This window comes from Algoriphagus sp. AGSA1 (assembly GCF_021390545.1).
Taxonomy (GTDB): Bacteria; Bacteroidota; Bacteroidia; order Cytophagales; family Cyclobacteriaceae; genus Algoriphagus.
The window spans coordinates 12,821-33,357 of record NZ_JAJUWR010000030.1 but is presented as its reverse complement, the minus strand read 5'-3'; the positions used below and the strand labels follow the sequence as shown (position 1 = coordinate 33,357).

Below are 20,537 nucleotides of genomic sequence, written 5' to 3'. Positions count from 1 at the left end.
ACAGAGATTATTATGAAGAAGATATTTAAATCAATAGTTTTAATTGCGCTTTTACTGAATTTTAGCTGCGCTGAAGATTACCTGGATACTATCCCCACAGATGCGGTATCAGGATCATCTGTATTTACCTCCACTCAAAACGCCATGACAGCCTTGAATGGGATTCACAGGATGTTACTTTTGAGGTTTGATAGTCAAGGGCAAGCAGCAGAAGGTGGTGTTATGATTATGCGTGATGTGATGGGTGATGATGTGGTGATGACTACTCAAGGTAATGGATGGTATGTATCTATTAGCAGGTGGCAAAATCACACATTGCAAACAAGTGGGGATGCCCGTTTCATTTGGAGATACTACTATAGAGTCATTGGTAATGCTAATATGATTTTGGCTGGTATTGACGATGCCGAAGGTCCTCAGTTGGAAAAAGATGAGATTAAGGGTCAGGCTTTGGCTTATAGAGCCTGGGCGCATTTCAATTTGGTACAAATGTTTGCTATCCGCTACGATGCCGCAGGAGGAAACAGTCAGATGGGTGTACCTATTGTATTGGAGCCTATCACTGAGGGAGGTGCTAGAAACACAGTAGAGGAAGTATATACTCAAATCAATACAGATCTAGATGCGGCGATTGCCTTACTTGATGAAAGCAGAAATGCCAAATCACATTTGAATATCAATGTGGTAAAAGGAATAAAAGCACGTGTTGCAGCTACCCAGGGTAATTATTCATTGGCAGCGACCATGGCCAATGAGGCAAGGGATGGTTTTACACTAATGTCACAAAGTGCACTTTATGAAGGTTTCAATAATGTGGATAACGAAGAATGGATGTGGGGTAGCCACCAGGTGGATGATCAGCAGACCTATTTTGCTTCTTTCTTTGCCTATATGTCTCTGAACTTTAGTTCTACCAATATCCGGGGAAATCCTAAAGCTATCAATAGCAAGCTTTATGATATGATTCCTGATACTGATGCCAGAAAAGGCCTTTGGGATCCAAATGCTTCTGATCCAGACTTGAGAGATCCTTTCATTGATGAGATGACACTTTCCAGCTTTGCCAAGATTGATTACATGAACCGTAAGTTTCTAGCTCAGGGTAATGCTTCTTCTGTAGGTGATGTACCTTACATGAGAACTGCGGAAATGATTTTGCTTGAAGCTGAATCTTTAGCCAGATCAGGAAATGATTCGGATGCTGCTGATGTTCTATTTGAGCTTGTATCTGCTAGAGATGATGCATATACTAAGTCTACTAACACCGGGGAAGCATTGATCGAAGAGATCATGATTCAAAGAAGAATAGAACTTTGGGGTGAAGGTTTCAGATTCTATGATTTGAAACGTCTTAACCTGCCATTGGATAGAACAGGTTCTAACCACGTAGAATCTGTGATCAATGGTAAGTTTACTGAGCCTGCTGGAACCAACAACTGGCAGTGGCAGATTCCCCTCGATGAACTGAATGCAAATGAAAATATGATCCAAAATCCATCCTAACTAGGGATTGAGAAAAATAACAAAAGCCCGGGAAAACTTTCCCGGGCTTTTTCCATGATTAGAATGAAACTTCAGAGTTCATAAAACTCGATCGGTAAGCCGTCCGGGTCTGCAATGAAGGTAAATCGCTTTCCGGTAAATTCATCTATTCTGATAGGCTCAGAGAGCACATGGTGTCTATCTAAGTGATTTATACTTTCATCTAAATTCGTTACCGCAAAAGCCAGATGTCGTAAACCTGTCGCTTCCGGCCTGGACACCCTGTCTGGGGGTGAAGGAAAAGAAAAAAGCTCGATGACATAGCGTCCATTAAGACTAAGGTCTAGTTTGTGGGAATCCCTCTCTTTGCGATACACCTCCCTGACTATTTCAAGTCCTAAGATTTCTGTGTAAAACTTTTTTGAACGATTATAATCCTTACAGATGACAGCAATATGATGGACAGATTCAATTTTCAGCACGGATCAATCTATTAAATGTTTCTTCAGGAAGTTGGCAGTCGCCTGGTCCACTAGGATCATATTAGACCATTTCATCCAGTGATGTGTGTCTCCGGGAATGAGAATAGATTCATAAGGTTTCCCCAGCTCTTCAAATCTTCTGATCAGATCAGCGGTTTGACTCACGCTCACATTTCGGTCATCATCTGCATGAATAAAGAGTACAGGAGAAGTCCAAGTACCTAAATCAGCCATAGGTGAGGATTCCCAGGCTGTCTTCTTCGCTTTGTCTAGGTCAGTGGCAACTTCGTATGTTTCCGGCAAATCATACCTGCCATCCAAATCGTGGACTCCATGGATATCTACTCCGACCTTGAACAAGTCTGAATCCCTTGCCAAAGCCAAAGCAGTCAGGTAGCCGCCATAGCTTCCTCCATAGATTCCGATTTTTTCCCCGTCCACCTGAGGCAGGTTCGCAAGAAATTCTCCCCCTGCCTTGATATCCTGATATTCTACAGCCCCTTGATAATAGCCGTTTGCAGGGCGGTGGAATTCATAGCCATACCCGATTCCCAGCCGGTAATTGACTGAAAGGACTACAAAGCCCAGTTCCGCTAAATATTGGTTCAGGGCATAAGTGTTGGAATAATAATCCATATAACTCCAACCCAGCAGCATTTGGCGCTGCGGTCCGCCATGGGCAAAAATAACCCCGGGTTTTTTAGAAGCCCCACCTTCTTTTTCAAATAGCTGGCCATAGACGGTGGTGCCATCCGGAGCAGTGAATTTCACTTGCTGTGGTATCACCATTGAATCTTGAGGGAAATCTGCTGGGATAATTGACTCTTGAAGAAGCTGGGTGTTTATGCCATCGTTCACGGCAATCAGATGTGATCGCTTCGCTGTTGCACTGAAGTAAGCCATTTTGCCTTCAGTACCGATCCAGACTGGATAGGCTTCAATTCCTTCTCCTGCTGTCTCCCAAGTGAGTTTTTTGGTGGCTATATCAACTGTTCCGATGTGCCTTCGATCAATGTCTTCAGGTTCTGAGCCTGCATTAGCCGCAAATATAAGTTTTGACTTAGCTGGATTTATTTTGATCTGTTCTACCATATAATCTCCGGAAGTAAGAAGTGATGATTTTCTAGAGGCCACTTCCAAGGAATACAGATGCTGCCAGCCATCTTCATAAGATTGGTAAACTAAATTGCCATCTGATGTAAATGAGAAAAAGGGATAAGAATAGGAACCTCTCATAGTTTCCGGTGCTTTCCAAAGTTTTTCTGCTTCCCCTGTCTCTACGTCTGCAAGCCATATTTCCCAGGGGACATGGCGGGGTTCAAGTAGTGGGAAAGCCGCTCCTTTTCCACCTTGAAGTCTGATAAATGCCAGCTTCTTTCCGTCGGGCGACCATCGGGGGAGCACATCTCGATGAAAGGAAGGAGATACCCACTTGATAGAAGTAGAGGCATTTTGGTAGATGCCCACCAGACTATGCGAACTGCGATTGGAAACGAAAACGAGCTGGTTCCCATCAGGAGAGTACTGGGCAGAATTTACATTTCCTTTTACTTCGAAAAGCTGGGAAGGCTTAGATGAAGATTCTAGATCCACCGTCCAGATTTGCCCCCCTTTGAGATAGCCTAATTTATTAGGAAATCCGACAAAAGGATCATCCGCTTCGGTGATGGCTTCCGCTTTACCATTTGCAAGGTCGATTTTCCAGATTTCCACTTTGGGAAGTTTCGGGAGATTTTGCGCATTTACGGTGGATGACGAATTGCTTCCTCCATGATCCCCACCACGCACGAAAACAAGCCATTTTCCATCAGGAGTAAATTGCAAACTGCTGATTTCTTGTCCGTCATCTTCATTGAATTCCGTTAATTTTCTTGGGTTAAATGATGGGGCTTCAGCGAAATATATGTTGCGTTTTCCCTGTTCATTCATCGCCCAGGCAATCTTTTCGCCAGTAGAAGAGGAGGTCAGTTCAGAGGGGAAACTGAATTTTCCTACCTGCCCCATGGTGAATGTCTGGGAACGGATATCGTGTGGCAGGAAGTAGCAGGTGAAAAGGAAGAGGTAAACTGAAAGTTTGGAGAAAAAACTCATCGTTGTTTTAATTAGGGTGTGATAGTAAGGTTATTGATGTCTTATGATTTTTAGTTCGCTGATATTTCGTCAAATGCAAGTGTTGATTCTTAAGCCAAATACTCAGTCCGCCATGGCGGACTAGTATGTTGAATCTACCAATTCTGTCAATACTTATCATGAATATAATAAAGCACTTTTGTCAACTCGGTTTTAAGCTCATTTCCAGAGATCGGATAATTGTTCATAAGACAGGAGAAGTGGAGGATTTTTCCACTTTTTGTAAATAAGTAACCACTGAGTGCATTACTCATGGAGAGTGTTCCTGTTTTGGCATAAATATAGGGTGGCTGACCTTTATCCGCTGGATACCAATTTCTGATCGTACCGGATTCCCCTCCTGCCGGGAAATAAGCTTTGATTTTCTCCAAAGGCACTTCTGCTCTGATTTTGCCCAGTAACGCAATGATACTTCTGGGGGTAAACATATTCTTGGATGAAAGCCCTGAACCATCTACCCAGAGTGGTTCGTCTGGCAAGTCAGCTAATAAGTTCTCTTTGGCATAAGCAATAGCATCTGCCGTGCTCAGTTTGTTGTCCAGCTGGTCAGAGACTAAAAGAAGCAGTTGTTCTGCCAGGAAGTTGTCTGAAATCTTCATCATCTGTGAATAAATACTGTCAGCCGGGGCGGTCAGCAACTTCTTGGGTTCTTCTTCCATGTAGTTTCTGCTGCTGAGGAGTGTGATTTCTTTTCCGACTGCTTCAGAGATCAGCTGTGCTGTGAAATTGGCGGAAGTAATAAAGGGTATGTCAGTTTCAAATCGTTTGCCTGTAACTTCTGAAGTCACGAAATAGTCGAATTTGTTTTCCAGATGATTTCTACGGAAACTGGAACTTGAATTACCTTTGGGTTCGATAATTTGCAAAGCGGATTCAAAACGTGGAGGATAGACAGTGAAAGTAGAGTCTCCCTCTTTTTTGGTGAAGCGGACAATGTCTCCATATACGGGCATAGCTGAGCGTTCTGCCGCATAGTAAGCATTGTACCAATCCCATGACCAGCCCGAACCGAAGGCAGTAACCTGATCAAAATTATCCAACAAATAAAGTTGTTTATCCTGCTTTTTCAGAAACTCGATTACTTTGGTGTTTTTAAGATCGGGGTGAAGTAAACTAGGATCTCCTGTGCCCCAGAATATCAGTGAATCTCCTTTTTCCAGGTAGTTCAAGCCGTTCACCAGACTGTCTCCCAGGATAGTATAGGAAGTATAAAAGGTGAACAGTTTGGTATTGGACGCGGGTATAAAGTATTTGTCAGAATTGATGTCCACAAGCACTTTGTCTTTCGTAGGATCGACCAGCATAAAACCCAGATGACCTTTGTCAAAGACATCGGACTTACTGATGGACTTGTTTATTTTTTGGACTGTGCAGGAGGAAAAAGCAATCAGTGCTGCAAGTAGGAGTTTTTTCATAAGTGGTTTTAGTTAGTAAACAAAAAAAGTCTCCCGGAATATAGCGGGAGACTTGTCATTGTTAAATTCAAATTCATTGGTTCCACCAGATTCTGTCCAGTAGGGTAACGCTCGGTACATTGGCACCGTTTCTACTGATCTCACTATCTGGATAAGCCATTCTTCTGATGTATTCTCCTCCGAGATTTGGATTCATATTGGCAGGTGGGGTGAAATCCTTGTAACCATAATCAAATCTACGGGCATCATTCCAAGTCTCAGGATGTAAGAACAGTGCTACATATTTCTCTTTGAATATATCATCCATCGTAAATGCTGCTACGCCCATACTCACACTAGGATGGGACAAATACGCCTCTTTGTCTGCGGTCTCGACCTCAAGCATGTCCATATGTGCTTCTATTCCGGCTAGATAGGCTTCGTAAGCACGGGATTTGTCTGAATCAAATGCTGCTTCCGCTTCTATAAATTTCAATTCTGAATAGGTGGCAATCAGCACAGGGGATTGTCTGGATGTATAAAATTGTCCTTCTACCAAAGTAGATCTTGCTCCTTGCTCAGGAGCATTGCCTCGTCCGGCACCATTGACAGTTCCAATATATTCACCATCATCAGTAGTCCCTATCATCAGTGGTAATCTTGGATCAGAAATCGGATAGGAGGTACCGTCCAACGCTTCAATAAACTGCTCTGAAATCCAACCCCCCAGAAGCAAATTTGCATTATCGATTGCCACATTAGCCCAAGGATTAAATCGTTGCTCGAAGAAAAATATCTGGGCATCATCATCATTTGAAGTGAACCCTTTTTCGATTGCAGAAAGTACTTCAGAAGCGCTATACCCTTGATCTCCTTTCATGTGGATCATGAATCTGGCTTTTAATGTATGCGCAAATTTCAACCACAAATCTATATCACCTCCATAAATAAAGTCATCATCTCCTATAGAAATCGAGGTGGGGGTTTGAAGGTTTGCTATTCCTTGATCCAATAGTGAGAGGACTTGTCCATAAAGTACCTGATCATCATCATAAGCAGGTGTTACGGTACTAAAGTTAAAGCTTTCAGAAAAAGGAACATCACCAAAGAAATCCACCGCCATGCCCAGATTTAAGGCCATAAGCACCTGTCCTGCACCTAGATAGTGCGAAGCTTCAGCAGCTTCGGCTTTTTCGTTCATGGTGTAGAGGTCAGTCATTACATTATAAAGATTGAACCATAACGTGCTGAAATTAAGTGGCTCCATAGTGTCCGAACCACTGCCAGGGTTTGGAGAGGCCAAGTATTGCACGTAATTGCTGACAGCACTTCCCTGCCTATAGACATTTAGACTGGTCTCATAGGTGCTATTGGTCATGAGCCCGGTAATAGGAGCGTCGGTTGGATTGTTTGGGTTTTCATTTACATCAAGGTAGGATTCGCATGCTGAAGCAGCGAGCAAGACTGAGACCCCAATTATAGCTAGTGTTTTGTTTTTTAAATTCATCATTTCTTTCATTTAGTGATTAAAGTCCCAAGTTCAATGTGAAGAAATAACTCTGTACCCCTGGAAAACCTAGGCCAGTAAATCCTATGGCGTTTCCTCCAGCTCCTGCTGAGAAGGATTCTGGATCAAATCCATCCCACGGAGTGGAAAGGATGATGTTGTTTGCCGCTAACGACACCCTTGCGCTTCTGAATGGAGTTCTAGACAATAATTCTGGTTGTAAGCTGTAAGCCAATGTGACATTTCTTAGCTTGAGGAAGCTAGCGTCTTTGACAAAATTCTCGGAGGTGGTTCTGTAATAATTTCTCCAATATCCAGCCCCATAATCTACTCCGTCAGGGCCTATGCCTTGACCTAACCATACTTCTTGAGTGTTTTGTGATCCATCTGCCAGTACACCAGGAAAGACGACCGTTTCATTTCTTCGCTCAGAGTCTTCATGTTTACCAAATGCAGTAAGGAAATTGCCAAATTGGTCATACTGATCCATTCCTGTTCTGAAATCTATCAGCATTGATAACTCTAGACCTTTATATGTGATTGTGTTTCTTAAGCCACCAAAGAATTTTGGGACGGCATTGCCTAATATAATCTGATCACCTGTCCGAACGGGGAAGCCATTTGCTCCGATTTGCATCGGCAGCGATCTGTCCAAGTGGGTCGCCCCTTCGGCCAACCCTGGGCGTATGTAATAGGATCCATAAATATTGCCATAGGCTTCGCCTTCAGTCAAGATCATGGTCACTGTGCTTCCTACGTAGCCAAATTGAGAACCAATTACGATCTGATCTATTCCTTCACGGATTTCTTTTATTTCATTGGTATTAGTAGTCAAGTTGGCTGTTACGTTCCATCGGAAATCCGTTGTTTCAATTGGGGTTCCACCCAAAACTATCTCCCATCCTCTGTTTTCAATTTCACCGGCATTGGTGATGTAGGAGGAAAATCCTGTGGCGTCCGAAATAGGTACTGGTATGATCTGGTCCCTTGCATTGGATTTATAATAAGTTACATCCAGATTTGCGCGATTATTGAAAAAGGCCAACTGAGTTCCGAATTCTATTGAGGAGGTTAGCTCTGGACGTAAATTAGGGTCACCAAAGTTGGAGTTCTTGCTGAATCCAACCTGTCCATTTAGAGGGAAAACTGAGGGAGAAACAAACGTGGCACCGAGAATATGTGGATTGGTGTCTTTACCTACTTCAGCCCATGATCCTCTAAGTTTTCCAAATGTGATCCAGGAAGGCATGTTAAAATTCTCACTGAATACCCACCCCAAATTTACAGAAGGATAAAAAAACGAGTTGTTGTTTTCAGGCAGGGTAGAAGAAATATCATTTCTACCAGTGATATTCAGAAACAGATAGTTTTTATAATCAACCATCAAGTCCCCATAAAAGCCTACGAGTCTTCTGATACTTGAACTTTGGCCTCCGAAAATCTGTGTTGTATTATTTACATTGTAGAACTCAGGTATAACAAAATTTTCTCCTCTAAGCCTTACCTGGTCATATTTTCGTTCGAATATATCATTCCCTAACCTGAGCTGAGTGTTCCAGTCGCTATTCCATTGCTTTTTCAAAGTGATGTAGAAGTTGGAATTCAGGTCCCGGCTATTGATTCTAGTCTCTTCTATAAACCCTGTGGAACTAAGTGCTTGCTCTCCATCGATTCCTTTTGGTCCAGGAGTAATTTCTTCCCTGCTATCACTGTAGAAATCAGTGCCCAATCGATAAGATAGCATTAACCAATCAGTTGGGCTATAGTTGATGTTTATATTCCCGATAAGACGGTTCACATTGTCCTCATAGGTGGCAAATCTCGCATCATAGATAGGATTAGTATTGCCTCCGGTGGATTTCATAGTGCCATCAGGATTGATGTAGTCTGTCACATCAGTAGTCTCTGACCAGTACATCATCCTTTCCAAAAATCTGTCATGGGGGACCCGGTTACCTCCTGAATTGGAGAAGTTCATAGAACCGGAAAAGTTGAACTTTTCACTGGCTGTAACCGTGCCAGAAAGTTTGGCGGTGGTTCTTGCCCAATTGGAGAACGGAATAATCCCATCTTGGTCCAGCCTTCCTACAGATCCAAAGAATGTCGCTTTTTCATTACCTCCCGATACGCTGAAGCTATTGTCTATAGTTACTCCTGTGTCAAATGCATTGTCCCAGTTGTTCTGATAGACATAATTGGGGTCATTTTCTTCGGCTATATTTGCACCCCAGGATGGCCAGAAACTATTATCATCTCTTTCCCCAGAGAATCCTTGACCGTATTGATCTTGTAAGGCTGGCATCTTCACCAATTTGTCAATTCCTACTGAGCTGTTGAAGTTGATTTGAACCTGTCCTGATTTCCCTTTTTTGGTAGTGATGATCACTGCTCCGTTAGCTGCGCGCACACCGTACAAGGCTGTCGCGGCAGCACCTTTCAGTACAGACATGGATTCTATGTCATTTGGGTTGATGTCTGCCATTCTATTGGACATTCCGCGTGGGGTCCCGGTTGATTCTACCGTAGAATTATCCACGGGAACCCCATCCACTACAAAGAGTGGTTGGTTATCAGCAGAGGGATCGAGTGAGTTGATTCCTCTTATGACGATACGGGCTGACTGTCCCGGGGCGCCACCTGAACTGGTCACTTGGACACCCGCTACCTGGCCTTGAAGAGCATTCACTATGTTTGGTTGTTTAGTAGCAGTGATCGCTTCTGAATCGATGCTCTGAGCGGCGTAGCCTAGTGATTTTTTCTCCTGTGATATACCAAATGCTGTTACGATAAACTCATCAAGTTCGGAGGTTTCTGTTGGCATGGATACATTGACTGTGGAATTGTTTCCTACCGCTTTACTGACCGTCTGAAAGCCAATAAAGGAGAATACCAAAACAGATTCAGAACTAGGGACGGAAATCGAGTAGTTGCCTTCCAAGTCGGTCACGGCACCTGTAGTGGTGCCCTGAACCACGATGCTCACCCCAGGAAGTGGCATGCCATCTTCTTGGGCTGTTACTTTCCCTGTGACAGTCTGCTGGGCGTAGAGTGGAATATACGCCAGAAACCCCAAGAGAAAAAGCAAGGTCATTGCGTAGTTTTTCTTCATGTGTTTAGTGTTTATGGATTATAAATTGGTTTTTATTGATATCTGGCAATTTCCTGCACAGCTCTTTTCGCTTTTGTAATGGCAACTATAAGTTTTTCAGTAGTCTAAACTGTAAAATCTGTGTTAAAGGGGAAACTTGAGCGGTTTTGTTTTTAATCCATCTTGCCGCCTGTGAATTCACCCTAAAACCTATAATTATCCAAAAATCGGATTGATATAGGTTGTTCTGTCTATCATTTTTCCATAAATTAAGAATAATGCTTTATTAATTTCAATTTTTTGAGGGTGATTTTTAATGAAAACACAATAATAAATTTCTCTTCAAATAATATTTGCCGTTGCGTGTTTATGCCGTATTTAATTCTGGATACATGCAAGTTTTCGCTAAGGTGCTAACATTGAGCAAAAAAAAGCTGCCTTCTTAAAAGGCAGCCTTGCAATAAGCGTGAAATATCGTGGAGGATTAACTCACCTGATTTCGGTGATCACCTCTGACACTCCATTTTTCCCGTCTTCATAGTTGATTTCTTTTTTTATCTCAATTTTATCGGTCACAGGATCTGCATGAGGACGCTGACTGATGTGCGGAGCGATGATCAGTGCTACTATGGACATCAGTTTGATAAGAATGTTCATTGAGGGACCAGAGGTGTCTTTGAAAGGATCTCCTACCGTATCACCCGTGACAGATGCTTTGTGAGGCTCAGATTTTTTATAATACATCTCGCCATCTATTTCCACTCCTTTCTCAAAAGACTTCTTGGCATTATCCCAGGCTCCACCTGCATTGGACTGGAACATTCCCATCAATACTCCGGAAACGGTCACACCGGCAAGTAAACCTCCTAGCATCTCGGCTGAAGATACCTGCTCAAATACACCTTGAAAACCAAAACCTATAAGCATGGGGGTGATCAATGCGATAGCTCCGGGGAGCAGCATCTCGCGGAGCGATGCTTTAGTGGATATTTCCACGCATTTTTCATATTCAGGCTTGGCTTTGTATTCCATGATGCCGGGGATTTCCCTGAACTGGCGCCTAACCTCGTTGACCATATCCATTGCGGCTCTGCCTACTGCTGCTATGGCAAGGGATGAGAAGATGAATGGTATCATACCGCCTACAAACAGTGCAGCCAGTACAGGAGCTTTGAAAATATCGATCGCATCTATACCTGCCACACCTACAAATGCCGCAAACAGCGCTAAGGATGTCAAGGCCGCTGAAGCTATTGCAAAGCCTTTGCCTGAAGCGGCAGTGGTATTCCCTACAGCGTCCAAAATATCTGTTCTATGCCGTACTTCCTCTGGAAGCTGGCTCATTTCCGCTATGCCTCCTGCATTGTCCGCTATTGGTCCAAAAGCATCAATTGCCAGTTGCATAGCTGTAGTGGCCATCATTCCAGCAGCTGCTATGGCTACACCATACAGACCTGCAAATGCGTAAGACCCCATGATTCCACCAGCCAATACTAGAATAGGGAGGACAGTGGATTCCATGCCTACAGCAAGCCCGGCTATGATATTGGTGGCGTGTCCTGTGCCAGATTGTTGTATGATGGATTTCACCGGGCGTTTGCCCATGGCAGTGTAGTATTCCGTGATGATACTCATCAGCGTGCCTACGATCAAGCCAAGGACAATTGCATAGAATACATCCATATTGGTGAATTCATAGCCTCGAATTGACAAGGTCTCAGGAAGCATATACTTCACTACAAAAAAGGAAGCGATACCAGTGAATACGATTGAAGACCAATTGCCCATGTTCAGGGCATGTTGTACGTCGCCCTTATCGTTTTTGATCGTCACAAAAAACATCCCTAATATGGAGAAAACGATCCCCAGCCCTGCCAATACCATAGGAAGTAGGATAGGGGCGATTCCTCCGAAGTTATCCACGGAGACTATTTCGCGTCCCAAGACCATGGTGGCAAGAATAGTGGCTACATAGGATCCAAATAAATCAGCGCCCATACCTGCTACATCACCTACATTGTCCCCCACATTGTCAGCTATTGTTGCAGGATTTCTTACATCATCCTCTGGGATACCTGCTTCCACTTTTCCGACCAGATCAGCCCCTACATCTGCGGCCTTGGTGTAGATACCGCCCCCCACACGTGCAAAAAGCGCAATGGATTCAGCCCCTAATGAGAAGCCTGCCAGTACCTCGAGCGCCTTTTCCATTTCCACTCCGTTCACTCCCGCACCTGCGCTCTGTACATACATATGATAGAATAGGATGAATAAGGACCCTAATCCTAAAACAGCCAGTCCGGCCACGCCAAGCCCCATTACGGAGCCCCCGGTAAAGGAGACCTTAAGTGCGTGTTTCAAGCTTGTTCGGGCAGCCTGGGTAGTTCTGACATTTGCTTTGGTGGCGATGTTCATCCCTATGTATCCGGCGAAAGCTGAAAAAACCGCTCCGATAAGGAAAGACATAGCGATAACAGGACTGGAAGTCTCCACGGACATACCAGACCATGCCAATAAAATGATGGCTATAACAGCGAAATAGGATAACACCTTCCATTCTGCCTTCAGGAATGCCATGGCTCCATCAGCGATATGACCGGCGAGTTCCATCATGTTTTTATCACCGGTTTCCTGTCTGGTGACCCAGGCAGACTTAATGGCCATCACGATGAGGCCCACCAGTCCCAGTGCAGGGACTACATAAATTAAAGCTTGTTCCATTGAGTATGTAGTACAGTTATATTGAGATTGTTAATTGAACAAATATATAACTTCTCAATTACCGATCAATTGCAGATAATTATTCCTTAAAATCCCCTTTTTAAAGAATTTATTGTATAAATCGCAAGAAAATGATGGTTTGATTTGGGTATTAATTGAGAAAAGCTCAGATTAATTGAAATTTGGCAAAATGAGGGAATCTGGCTCTTCCTTTAATCTTTATTCTTTCAGAAGTTTTAATCGAGCCTGTCAATACCCTCTCTGTAAACTAGTTTGATAATTGAATAGAATTTACCAGATGAATTAGTTACTTTGTGTGCCAAAGAATAAATTGTTATGGCAAAGCACAAAGGTGAATACGCTGCTTTTCTTGACGAAAAGACTTCTCTGGACACATATTCTCCCATGCTCAGGGCACTTTGGTATGATGGCAATGGGGATTGGGAGCGAGCGCATGAGCAGGTGGATAGCTTAGGTGGAAAATCAGCTGCCAGAATACATGCATACCTACACCGGAAAGAAGGTGACCTATGGAATGCTGATTATTGGTATGGACGGGCAGGGGTGAAGAGACCGGACATTACCTTGGATGAGGAGTGGGAAATGCTGTTAATGCAGTATTCCGTTTGAAAATCCGGTGGAATTACAGGTGGATTTTTGCTCAAATAGCAAAAAAAATACCCTGTACAGGGTATTTTTTTGTAGGGACAGGGAGGTTAATTTTGACTAATTATTAATGTTTTAAATCAGAGCATGAAATTCTTTTACCTGTCCTCTAATCCGAACGATGAGGAAGCCTATGTGATTCATGAACGGGAATGCGGGGATATGCCCGGTATCTATGAGCGCGATTACCTAGGCCCTTACAATTCCGGACAAGAAGCTTTGAGAAATGCCTCATGTTTAAAGCAGAATGTGAAGGTGTGTGAAAAGTGTTGCAAGTGCCAGGAGTATTCTGTGGTTTCAAACCTCTAAGGTATGTAGAGAATGGGATATTAGGTAAGTACTTTCTTATCCGAATCTCTCAACTGTTTTCCCAAACATACTTTATCAATATGCTGACAGAGCTGCTGCGGCGACAATTCCGTCTTGAGCAGAGCTGGCACCTGAGATCCCAATGGCCCCTACGAGCACATCATCCTTGAAAATCGGTAATCCCCCTTCAATTGCTATGGCATTTGGCAGCGTTGCTATTCTGTTGCCCCCTTCGCTTTTCATCATGTCTTCAAAGGCTTTTGTCGGCCGTTTGAAATACACAGATGTTTTTGCTTTAGCCAGTGCCACGTCTATGCTGCCGATTTGCACCCCGTCCATTTTGCGGAGCGAAATAATGTGGCCGCCGGCATCTAGTACCACTATAACCATATTCCAGCCCTCTTCCTTGGATTTTTCCTCAGCTGCAGTAGAAATTCTAGTCGCATCTTCCAGTGTGAGAAAAGGCTGGGTATTGCTCTGGGCCAAGCTGAACAGGGGAAGCAAAAGAAGGAGGAGGATAGCTGATTTTTTCATTTTATATTTGTTTTTCAATGGTCATATTGCCACAACTGAACCTGTGTCATGGGATTGCCCGTGGATAATCCCTATCTACGTGCTTTAGCTTATACGTGGGCTTTAGAAGGTTGGATACGTAATCAAGAGGTTGAATTTAATATTTTTTTGGAGGTTGCCATGAAAACCTTAACTTGATAAGTATATTAGTTTTCAAACCCTTAACCTAAAGATCTTATGAATTACATTTCGAGAAGAAGCACCTTAAAGTCTCTTGCACTTGGAGCCGGAGTTGGATTAGTGTCACCTTTCAGCGTATTTCCTTCAGCTTCAGCACGTAAAGAGAAACTCGGAATAGCCTTAGTGGGACTGGGATATTACAGTACTGACCTACTCGCACCGGCGTTGGAAAAAACGGAGAATTGCTACCTCGCCGGCATTGTGACCGGTACGCCTTCCAAGGCAGCAATATGGAAGACGAAGTACAATATCCCTGAAAAGAATATTTACAATTACGATACGTTTGACTCAATTGCGGAGAATCCTGATATCGATGTGATCTACATCGTATTGCCTCCATCTATGCATAAGGAATATGTCATCCGTGCCGCCAAAGCAGGAAAACATGTATGGTGCGAGAAACCTATGGCAATAACTGTGGAGGAATGCCAGGCAATGATAGATGCATGTAATCAGGCAAATGTGTCACTTTCTATCGGATATCGCTGTCAACATGAGCCCAATACACAGGCTTTCCAGAAAATTGTGAAAGAAAAGAGCCTTGGGGACGTATTGGGTCTGGACTGTGCGGCTGGCTATAGGGAAAACCGGACAAACCACTGGAAGCAAAAAAAGGAAATGGGAGGAGGGGTCATTTACGATATGGGTGTATATGCAATCCAGGGAGCCAGACTGGGTGCCAACATGGAACCAATCGCAGTGAACTCAGCAAAGGTTTGGGCGGAAAGACCTGAGATTTATCAAGATGGGCTAGGTGAAGTTGTGGAAGCGGAACTGGAATTTCCCGGTGGCATTATAGGGACGATCAAAACATCCTTTGCAGAAAACATAAATTTTCTGAATATAAAATGTGAAAAGGGAATGATTGAAATGGAACCATTCTCTGCCTATGCCGGAAATAAAGGTAAAAGCCCTTTGGGTGAGATTAATTTTCCCTTTCAGCAACCTATGGAGCAGGTATGGCAGATGGATAATGATGCGAAAACCATAATGGAAGGTAAACCTCAAGCTGTACCAGGGGAGGAAGGGCTGCGAGATATCCGTGTAGTGGAGGCGATTTTAGAGTCGGCTGAAAAGGGTCAAAAAGTAGCGATTTAGCGGTATTCTCCCCATTCTAGCAGTGTCCTGAGCAGTTTTGGCCACATTTAGTCAATTTTCGTCTAAGTATTTTAGTTAATTTTTAGCCCAATATTTTGCGGAAAATTTAAAAAACCCAGCAGTTTTATGAAAAGATCATTTTTCTGCACTAAAAAATAAAAATAAACACCAAAAGACTTCAAATGGCACTATAAATGATGTTTATTGTATCCAATTACATTTTATAACCAACCAATAAGACGATTATGAGCAAACACCAAGAAGTTAAGGATTTGGTCGATTCTTTAGAATCAGACTTTGCGAAGTTCTATGAGAATGGTAACAAAGCAGCCGGCACAAGAGTAAGAACTGGGATGCAGGCCCTGAAAAATCTAGCACAGGAAATCAGAGCTGAAGTGACAGCAATGAAAAATGCCGCTAAATAATCACTTTAGTGACTAACAATAAAAGCCCCGATGGAATTTTCCACCGGGGCTTTTTAGTGCTTTAACCTGGATGCATGTAAATATTGCTATATCCCCTGTCCTGACTTCGGGCTTTCCTGTTTTTCTAAAATGTTTCATTGATATTGAGATAGAACCCGGAATTCCCGTTTTGTCCGAACCCATAGTCCGCTGTGATAGTCGTACGTTTTTCCTTGTTGACCATTACCCTCAGCCCTACACCATAGCCAGGATTGATCTTATTCATCAGTTTTTCTCCATCGAGCTTGCTGGAAAATGAAGCTGCATTCACAAAAACTGTCCCTCCGAGGAGGTCTTTGTTTTGCTGGAGTGGGAATCTATATTCCAGTTCAGAATAAGCCATCTGCTCTCCTCGGAATCTTCCCTGGGCATAGCCCCTTCCACTTCTGCCAAACATGTCCCAGCCAATGGCTTGTAAATTCATATATGGCAGATTACCTGATACCAAGAAGCTACCATACACCCATGCAGCCAGAACATGTCGTTTTCTATCTTTATTTAAGGTGAAATAATGTCTGTAGTCGAGCAGTAGGGTGGAGGATGATTGGTAAGAACCTAAAAATTCGGGATTGACCCTTTAGGAAACCATACCATAGTTTCGTTCATAGGGAGATACAGCTATATCGCGGTTTTCCATTACCCCATTTAATGATATCCCCGAAAGAGTATATCCGTCGATTGGAAACCCAGACGTCTTATTGTAGTAGTTATGACTGTATTCATTGGGGAAGTCAATGAGCTCTTCAGCATAGGATTTTATCTTTTGATGTATATCCAGGTGGTATCCCAACCCCATATAGAATTTGCCCCTGCCGACTCTCCTTAATATAGTTTCGTAAAATCTAACCAAGGTAAAATCCATTTGTTGTTCTCCCTGTAGTACAGGGTTTTGCCCTATCATTTCAAATTGTAGTTCATTGGGACTACTACTTCCTAGTCCATAGGTAGGTTGGGAGGTGATAAAGTAGCGCCAGTCTCCTATCAGATTCCATTTGTCATCCGCCAGGAACACATTGCTTTTTGAACTGATGATCCATTGCTTTTTGGTGGTATAAAGGAAATTGAATACAAGGTTGGACTGATGAGTAGTCCTCGGCGCCCCCATGTACCACGAGCTGGCAGCTGCCACCCCAAACATCCATCCGTTAGCGGGATTGTAAGCAACTGCCGGGAGCGGTAATATGCTGAAGTTATTTATCCGGTTAGGTTGGTAAGTGATCGTGTCCTCTTGTGCTATGACAACTCCGGTGGACAGAAACAGCAAGAATATGACAAGCCTTATGCCCATTAGAACGAAATATCGTATTGGATTCTGAACCTGAGCTCATCCTGTTGAGGCAAATTATCATCCTGAAAAGTATATTTGGTCAATTCTGCTGTTAATTTGTTTTTATGATCTGAGAAAAACCAGTTGAATACCATTCCTGCTTCACGCTGCTTTAATCCATTCGCCTTCAGGTCTGGATCTACTACAGCATACCGTGTGGCAAACTCAAGAGGTTTCGGCCAGAAATCCACTATCTGACCTGGAAAATAACCAGCCGTGATATAGTAGCCACCAAGTCTGGTCTCTACCTCATCGAAGGTGTCATAAATATATTTCCTATGAAATTCCGATGACCATGAAAATCCTTTATAATTGAAGGCAGTTTCCACCTGGAATTGCTTGACATTATATTGGCCGTCGTTGGTTCCTTCAAAACCATGCAGATTGCCACCTCCGGCTGATGAAAATCGGGTATAGGGGCTGGTATTAGTAACTCCCGCAACAGCAATAATTCCGGCAGGTTTAGGTGATATTTCCACGTCTCCTCCGGAAAAAGGCACTTCTCTACCCAGGAAATTCCATTGGAATCTGCCAAAACGCATCATGTTGTCGTCATCATTCTGAGTAGAACCTATCCCTGTACCGGTAAATATCCCTAGCCAATAATCAAAGTTTGCAATTCCACCAGCATCCAGATTCCCATACACTTCCAGACCTTGTTGTCTATCAATGGTGAATTTTCTGTTCAGAAGCGATCTGTCCACCATCTGCTGGTTCCCGCTGCTGATAAATCTCTCTCTGGTAAATTCGACTTTCCACTGCCCCATTTTGAAATTAAGCCAAGGCCACTTTTCTATCATGACTCTATAGTCCAGCAAAATACTGCTGCTTAGTTCATATTCGAAATAATATTTCAGCCAGGGCTCGTATGCATGACCTCCTATCTTTAACCTAGCTCTGTTTATCTTAAAAACCCTTGTGTCCTGATTGGTGAAATCAGCAAAGGTGACGGGGTTCTGATCGTCCGGGACTGCAAAACGGAGCTGTAATCTCGCCTCGATTTGCATTTCGTACTTGTCATCCTCAGTGGCTAATACGAAACCTTTGGAGCCGTGTTTCAGGAAATTGTTTTTCTCTTTTTTTTCGATATGCGTAGTATCAATTTCTTGTGCTAGAGACGGATTAATAGAAACAGTGAAGAAAAGAACCGAAAAGAAACTTAACCAAATTGGTGAAATAGACCTGATTTCAAGCATTATGGATTGACTTGTAAAATTTATCCCGTAAATAACAAAAAAGCACCGGGGAATCCATGTTCACGTCGATGCTTTTGTTCCAATAAGAACCAAATCACTCTAAAGGCCATCCTGGGGTGTTTTGAACATAAGCCCTCCTTCAAAACCAGATGGATACATAGTAATCATTTTTAGCCGATGCATCTCTTAAGGAAGATATGGACAAAAAGTATGATTAAAACAGATATGCTTTCCCATCAAGTTGGGGGGATGGATTTATTTTATATATCCGCTTTCCTGCAAGTAAAGAAACTACAGCATTATAGCATTTGATCAATACTAGCATTGAGGCCACTTCGGTCACTGAGCGAAGTCGAAGTAACGGTATTCTAGCAAGTAAACAAGGGGATATGGTTACTAGCATCATTGCGGATAATCATAATTTATTTTAACAATATCTTAAGAATTTCTCTTTTTAGGAAAACGATAATGAGCCAGGATATCAGTCCTGCTAATGCACCTATAAGCGCGCCTACTAAAATATCCAGTGGATAATGGACTCCAAGATAGATTCTGGAATAGGAAACGACAGTTGCCCAGAAGAATAACCAGGGAAGAAACCGTAGTTTGCCTTTCATCTTCAGGTTTAGAAACACGGCAAACCCAAATGTGTTGGCCGCATGGGAAGAAGCAAATCCATACAGCCCCCCGCATCGCCTATAATTGAATACCTGATCTGTCCATCGTTCATCATGACAGGGTCTGAGTCGCTCAAAGTAAGGCTTCATCAGACCTGAAGTCACTTGGTCTGCGATCAAGATGGTCAGTGCTATTCCACCAAATACCCACCAGCTGTTCTTTGGATCGTTTTTATAGATAAAGTAGATGATTATCGCATACAGGGGAAACCAGGTAATTGTTTCTGACAGCTGAAACATAACTGGATCCATCCAGTTGTAGTGGTTGGCATTTAACCATAGGAACAACTCTTCGTCCCATGTTTTTAATCGTTCTATCATGGATTAAAAGAAAGCCAGTCTATACCCTTTTTCAAATGCTTTAGCGTGAACTCCTCTTCCGAGCCGGGAGTTTCCTTATGCATATATTCCCAGCATGCCTCAGGAGGCATGCTCATTAGGATGCTTTCGGTGCGGCCGTTGGTATCCAGTCCGAATTTAGTGCCCGCATCCCATACCAGATTGAATTCCACATACCTTCCTCTCCGTAGCCCTTGCCAGGCTAGCTCCTTTTTCCCATAGGGTAGAGGATGGTTTTTCTTCATCAGATAGCTATAGACTATGGGAAATAGCCTGCCAAGGGAAAGACTGAATTGTAGGATGTTTTCAAATTCCCCATCTGATCCAGCCTTTAAACGATCATAGAAAATACCGCCTACACCGCGGGTTTCATCCCTGTGCTTTATATAGAAATACTCATCCGCCCAGTTTTTAAACTTAGGATAGTACTCTGCATTGTACTGATCACATACTTTTTTTATTTCCCTGTGAAAGTAACGGGCATCTTCAGGCACTATATAGTGGGGGGTGAGGTCAATTCCTCCTCCAAACCAATGGGTGCCATTGTCCATCTCAAAGTACCTGATGTTCATATGGATGATAGGAACCAGAGGGTTTTTAGGGTGAATGACTATAGAAACCCCGGTAGCGAAAAAGTCAGCCGTTTCGAGTTTCAGTTTTTTCAGGATCTTATCAGGCGTAGGCCCATGAACCGCTGAAAATGCCACCCCTCCTTTTGCTATGATTTGACCACCTTCGAAAATGCGGGTCCTTCCACCACCTCCTGCGGTTCTCTCCCAAAGATCTTCCTTGAATAGCCCAGAACCATCAGCCAGCTCCAGCTCTTTGCAGATATGATCCTGCGTTTGTTTGTAGATTTCAGCTATTTCTTCTTTACTCTTTCGCGACATAGATGTGGTTTTTT

Annotated in this window: 16 protein-coding genes and 1 pseudogene; 5 read left to right on the top strand and 12 right to left on the bottom strand. The window is 43.2% G+C overall.

Annotated features, from left to right (window positions below; translation table 11 throughout):
• Nucleotides 1-12 precede the first annotated feature (12 nt).
• Nucleotides 13-1,503, top strand: coding sequence for a RagB/SusD family nutrient uptake outer membrane protein (locus LZF95_RS20620; RefSeq protein ID WP_233757031.1), 1,491 nt, complete (start codon nucleotides 13-15; stop codon nucleotides 1,501-1,503).
• 71 nt (nucleotides 1,504-1,574) lie between these two features.
• Here the strand turns inward: LZF95_RS20620 and LZF95_RS20615 are convergent, their stop codons facing one another.
• From LZF95_RS20615 to LZF95_RS20590, 6 genes are all read right to left on the bottom strand, one after another.
• Nucleotides 1,575-1,964, bottom strand: a complete 390-nt coding sequence (locus LZF95_RS20615; protein WP_233757030.1) for a VOC family protein — start codon at nucleotides 1,962-1,964, stop codon at nucleotides 1,575-1,577.
• 3 nt (nucleotides 1,965-1,967) lie between these two features.
• Nucleotides 1,968-4,055, bottom strand: coding sequence for a prolyl oligopeptidase family serine peptidase (locus tag LZF95_RS20610; protein ID WP_233757029.1), 2,088 nt, complete (start codon nucleotides 4,053-4,055; stop codon nucleotides 1,968-1,970).
• 146 nt (nucleotides 4,056-4,201) lie between these two features.
• Nucleotides 4,202-5,509: a D-alanyl-D-alanine carboxypeptidase gene (locus LZF95_RS20605; RefSeq protein ID WP_233757028.1), complete on the bottom strand. Its 1,308-nt coding sequence runs from the start codon at nucleotides 5,507-5,509 to the stop codon at nucleotides 4,202-4,204.
• 73 nt (nucleotides 5,510-5,582) lie between these two features.
• Nucleotides 5,583-6,998 carry a SusD/RagB family nutrient-binding outer membrane lipoprotein gene (locus tag LZF95_RS20600; RefSeq protein ID WP_233757027.1) on the bottom strand — a complete coding sequence of 472 codons (1,416 nt, stop codon included), beginning with the start codon at nucleotides 6,996-6,998 and terminating at the stop codon, nucleotides 5,583-5,585.
• Nucleotides 6,999-7,014: 16 nt separating this feature from the next.
• Nucleotides 7,015-10,104 carry a SusC/RagA family TonB-linked outer membrane protein gene (locus LZF95_RS20595; RefSeq protein WP_233757026.1) on the bottom strand — a complete coding sequence of 1,030 codons (3,090 nt, stop codon included), beginning with the start codon at nucleotides 10,102-10,104 and terminating at the stop codon, nucleotides 7,015-7,017.
• Nucleotides 10,105-10,572: 468 nt separating this feature from the next.
• Nucleotides 10,573-12,804: a sodium-translocating pyrophosphatase gene (locus LZF95_RS20590; protein ID WP_233757024.1), complete on the bottom strand. Its 2,232-nt coding sequence runs from the start codon at nucleotides 12,802-12,804 to the stop codon at nucleotides 10,573-10,575.
• Nucleotides 12,805-13,209: 405 nt separating this feature from the next.
• Here LZF95_RS20590 and LZF95_RS20585 point away from each other — a divergent pair, with 405 nt between their 5' ends.
• Together LZF95_RS20585 and LZF95_RS20580 are read left to right on the top strand one after the other, a co-directional pair.
• Nucleotides 13,210-13,434, top strand: coding sequence for a hypothetical protein (locus LZF95_RS20585; protein WP_233757094.1), 225 nt, complete (start codon nucleotides 13,210-13,212; stop codon nucleotides 13,432-13,434).
• 123 nt (nucleotides 13,435-13,557) lie between these two features.
• A complete protein-coding gene (locus LZF95_RS20580; RefSeq protein WP_233757022.1) occupies nucleotides 13,558-13,779 on the top strand; it encodes a hypothetical protein in 222 nt (73 codons plus the stop codon).
• A gap of 75 nt (nucleotides 13,780-13,854) precedes the next feature.
• On the opposite strand, the gene LZF95_RS20575 is transcribed toward LZF95_RS20580, so the two are convergent.
• Nucleotides 13,855-14,313, bottom strand: coding sequence for a heme-binding protein (locus tag LZF95_RS20575; RefSeq protein WP_233757020.1), 459 nt, complete (start codon nucleotides 14,311-14,313; stop codon nucleotides 13,855-13,857).
• A gap of 216 nt (nucleotides 14,314-14,529) precedes the next feature.
• Between LZF95_RS20575 and LZF95_RS20570 the strand changes: the two genes are divergently transcribed.
• Both LZF95_RS20570 and LZF95_RS20565 read left to right on the top strand, forming a co-directional pair.
• Entirely contained in the window at nucleotides 14,530-15,630 is a 1,101-nt protein-coding gene (locus LZF95_RS20570; RefSeq protein ID WP_233757018.1) for a Gfo/Idh/MocA family protein, read from the top strand.
• Nucleotides 15,631-15,875: 245 nt separating this feature from the next.
• Nucleotides 15,876-16,055 (top strand): histone H1, encoded by a 180-nt coding sequence (locus LZF95_RS20565; protein ID WP_233757016.1) that lies wholly within the window; start codon nucleotides 15,876-15,878, stop codon nucleotides 16,053-16,055.
• Between the two features lie 124 nt (nucleotides 16,056-16,179).
• Here LZF95_RS20565 and LZF95_RS20560 read toward each other — a convergent pair.
• From LZF95_RS20560 to hemF, 5 genes and pseudogenes are all read right to left on the bottom strand, one after another.
• Nucleotides 16,180-16,647: pseudogene (locus LZF95_RS20560) on the bottom strand (BamA/TamA family outer membrane protein); the annotation flags it as partial.
• Nucleotides 16,648-16,671: 24 nt separating this feature from the next.
• Nucleotides 16,672-17,382, bottom strand: a complete 711-nt coding sequence (locus LZF95_RS20555; protein WP_233757014.1) for a hypothetical protein — start codon at nucleotides 17,380-17,382, stop codon at nucleotides 16,672-16,674.
• Entirely contained in the window at nucleotides 17,382-18,617 is a 1,236-nt protein-coding gene (locus tag LZF95_RS20550) for a porin (protein WP_233757012.1), read from the bottom strand. The genes LZF95_RS20555 and LZF95_RS20550 overlap by 1 nt, the downstream gene beginning before the upstream one ends.
• A gap of 422 nt (nucleotides 18,618-19,039) precedes the next feature.
• Nucleotides 19,040-19,615 carry a phosphatase PAP2 family protein gene (locus tag LZF95_RS20545; protein ID WP_233757010.1) on the bottom strand — a complete coding sequence of 192 codons (576 nt, stop codon included), beginning with the start codon at nucleotides 19,613-19,615 and terminating at the stop codon, nucleotides 19,040-19,042.
• Nucleotides 19,612-20,523 (bottom strand): oxygen-dependent coproporphyrinogen oxidase, encoded by a 912-nt coding sequence (hemF, locus tag LZF95_RS20540; RefSeq protein WP_233757009.1) that lies wholly within the window; start codon nucleotides 20,521-20,523, stop codon nucleotides 19,612-19,614. Before hemF ends, LZF95_RS20545 begins: the two co-directional genes overlap by 4 nt.
• Nucleotides 20,524-20,537: the final 14 nt, after the last annotated feature.

Excerpts from the sequence above, each read along its gene's own strand:
- LZF95_RS20620 (WP_233757031.1), top strand. The coding sequence starts at position 13 with ATGAAGAAGATATTTAAATCAATAGTTTTAATTGCGCTTTTACTGAAT.
- LZF95_RS20610 (WP_233757029.1), bottom strand. The coding sequence starts at position 4,055 with ATGAGTTTTTTCTCCAAACTTTCAGTTTACCTCTTCCTTTTCACCTGC.
- LZF95_RS20605 (WP_233757028.1), bottom strand. The coding sequence starts at position 5,509 with ATGAAAAAACTCCTACTTGCAGCACTGATTGCTTTTTCCTCCTGCACA.
- LZF95_RS20600 (WP_233757027.1), bottom strand. The coding sequence starts at position 6,998 with ATGATGAATTTAAAAAACAAAACACTAGCTATAATTGGGGTCTCAGTC.
- LZF95_RS20595 (WP_233757026.1), bottom strand. The coding sequence starts at position 10,104 with ATGAAGAAAAACTACGCAATGACCTTGCTTTTTCTCTTGGGGTTTCTG.
- LZF95_RS20590 (WP_233757024.1), bottom strand. The coding sequence starts at position 12,804 with ATGGAACAAGCTTTAATTTATGTAGTCCCTGCACTGGGACTGGTGGGC.
- LZF95_RS20585 (WP_233757094.1), top strand. The coding sequence starts at position 13,210 with ATGCTCAGGGCACTTTGGTATGATGGCAATGGGGATTGGGAGCGAGCG.
- LZF95_RS20580 (WP_233757022.1), top strand. The coding sequence starts at position 13,558 with ATGAAATTCTTTTACCTGTCCTCTAATCCGAACGATGAGGAAGCCTAT.
- LZF95_RS20575 (WP_233757020.1), bottom strand. The coding sequence starts at position 14,313 with ATGAAAAAATCAGCTATCCTCCTCCTTCTTTTGCTTCCCCTGTTCAGC.
- LZF95_RS20570 (WP_233757018.1), top strand. The coding sequence starts at position 14,530 with ATGAATTACATTTCGAGAAGAAGCACCTTAAAGTCTCTTGCACTTGGA.
- LZF95_RS20565 (WP_233757016.1), top strand. The coding sequence starts at position 15,876 with ATGAGCAAACACCAAGAAGTTAAGGATTTGGTCGATTCTTTAGAATCA.
- LZF95_RS20555 (WP_233757014.1), bottom strand. The coding sequence starts at position 17,382 with ATGGGCATAAGGCTTGTCATATTCTTGCTGTTTCTGTCCACCGGAGTT.
- LZF95_RS20550 (WP_233757012.1), bottom strand. The coding sequence starts at position 18,617 with ATGCTTGAAATCAGGTCTATTTCACCAATTTGGTTAAGTTTCTTTTCG.
- LZF95_RS20545 (WP_233757010.1), bottom strand. The coding sequence starts at position 19,615 with ATGATAGAACGATTAAAAACATGGGACGAAGAGTTGTTCCTATGGTTA.
- hemF (WP_233757009.1), bottom strand. The coding sequence starts at position 20,523 with ATGTCGCGAAAGAGTAAAGAAGAAATAGCTGAAATCTACAAACAAACG.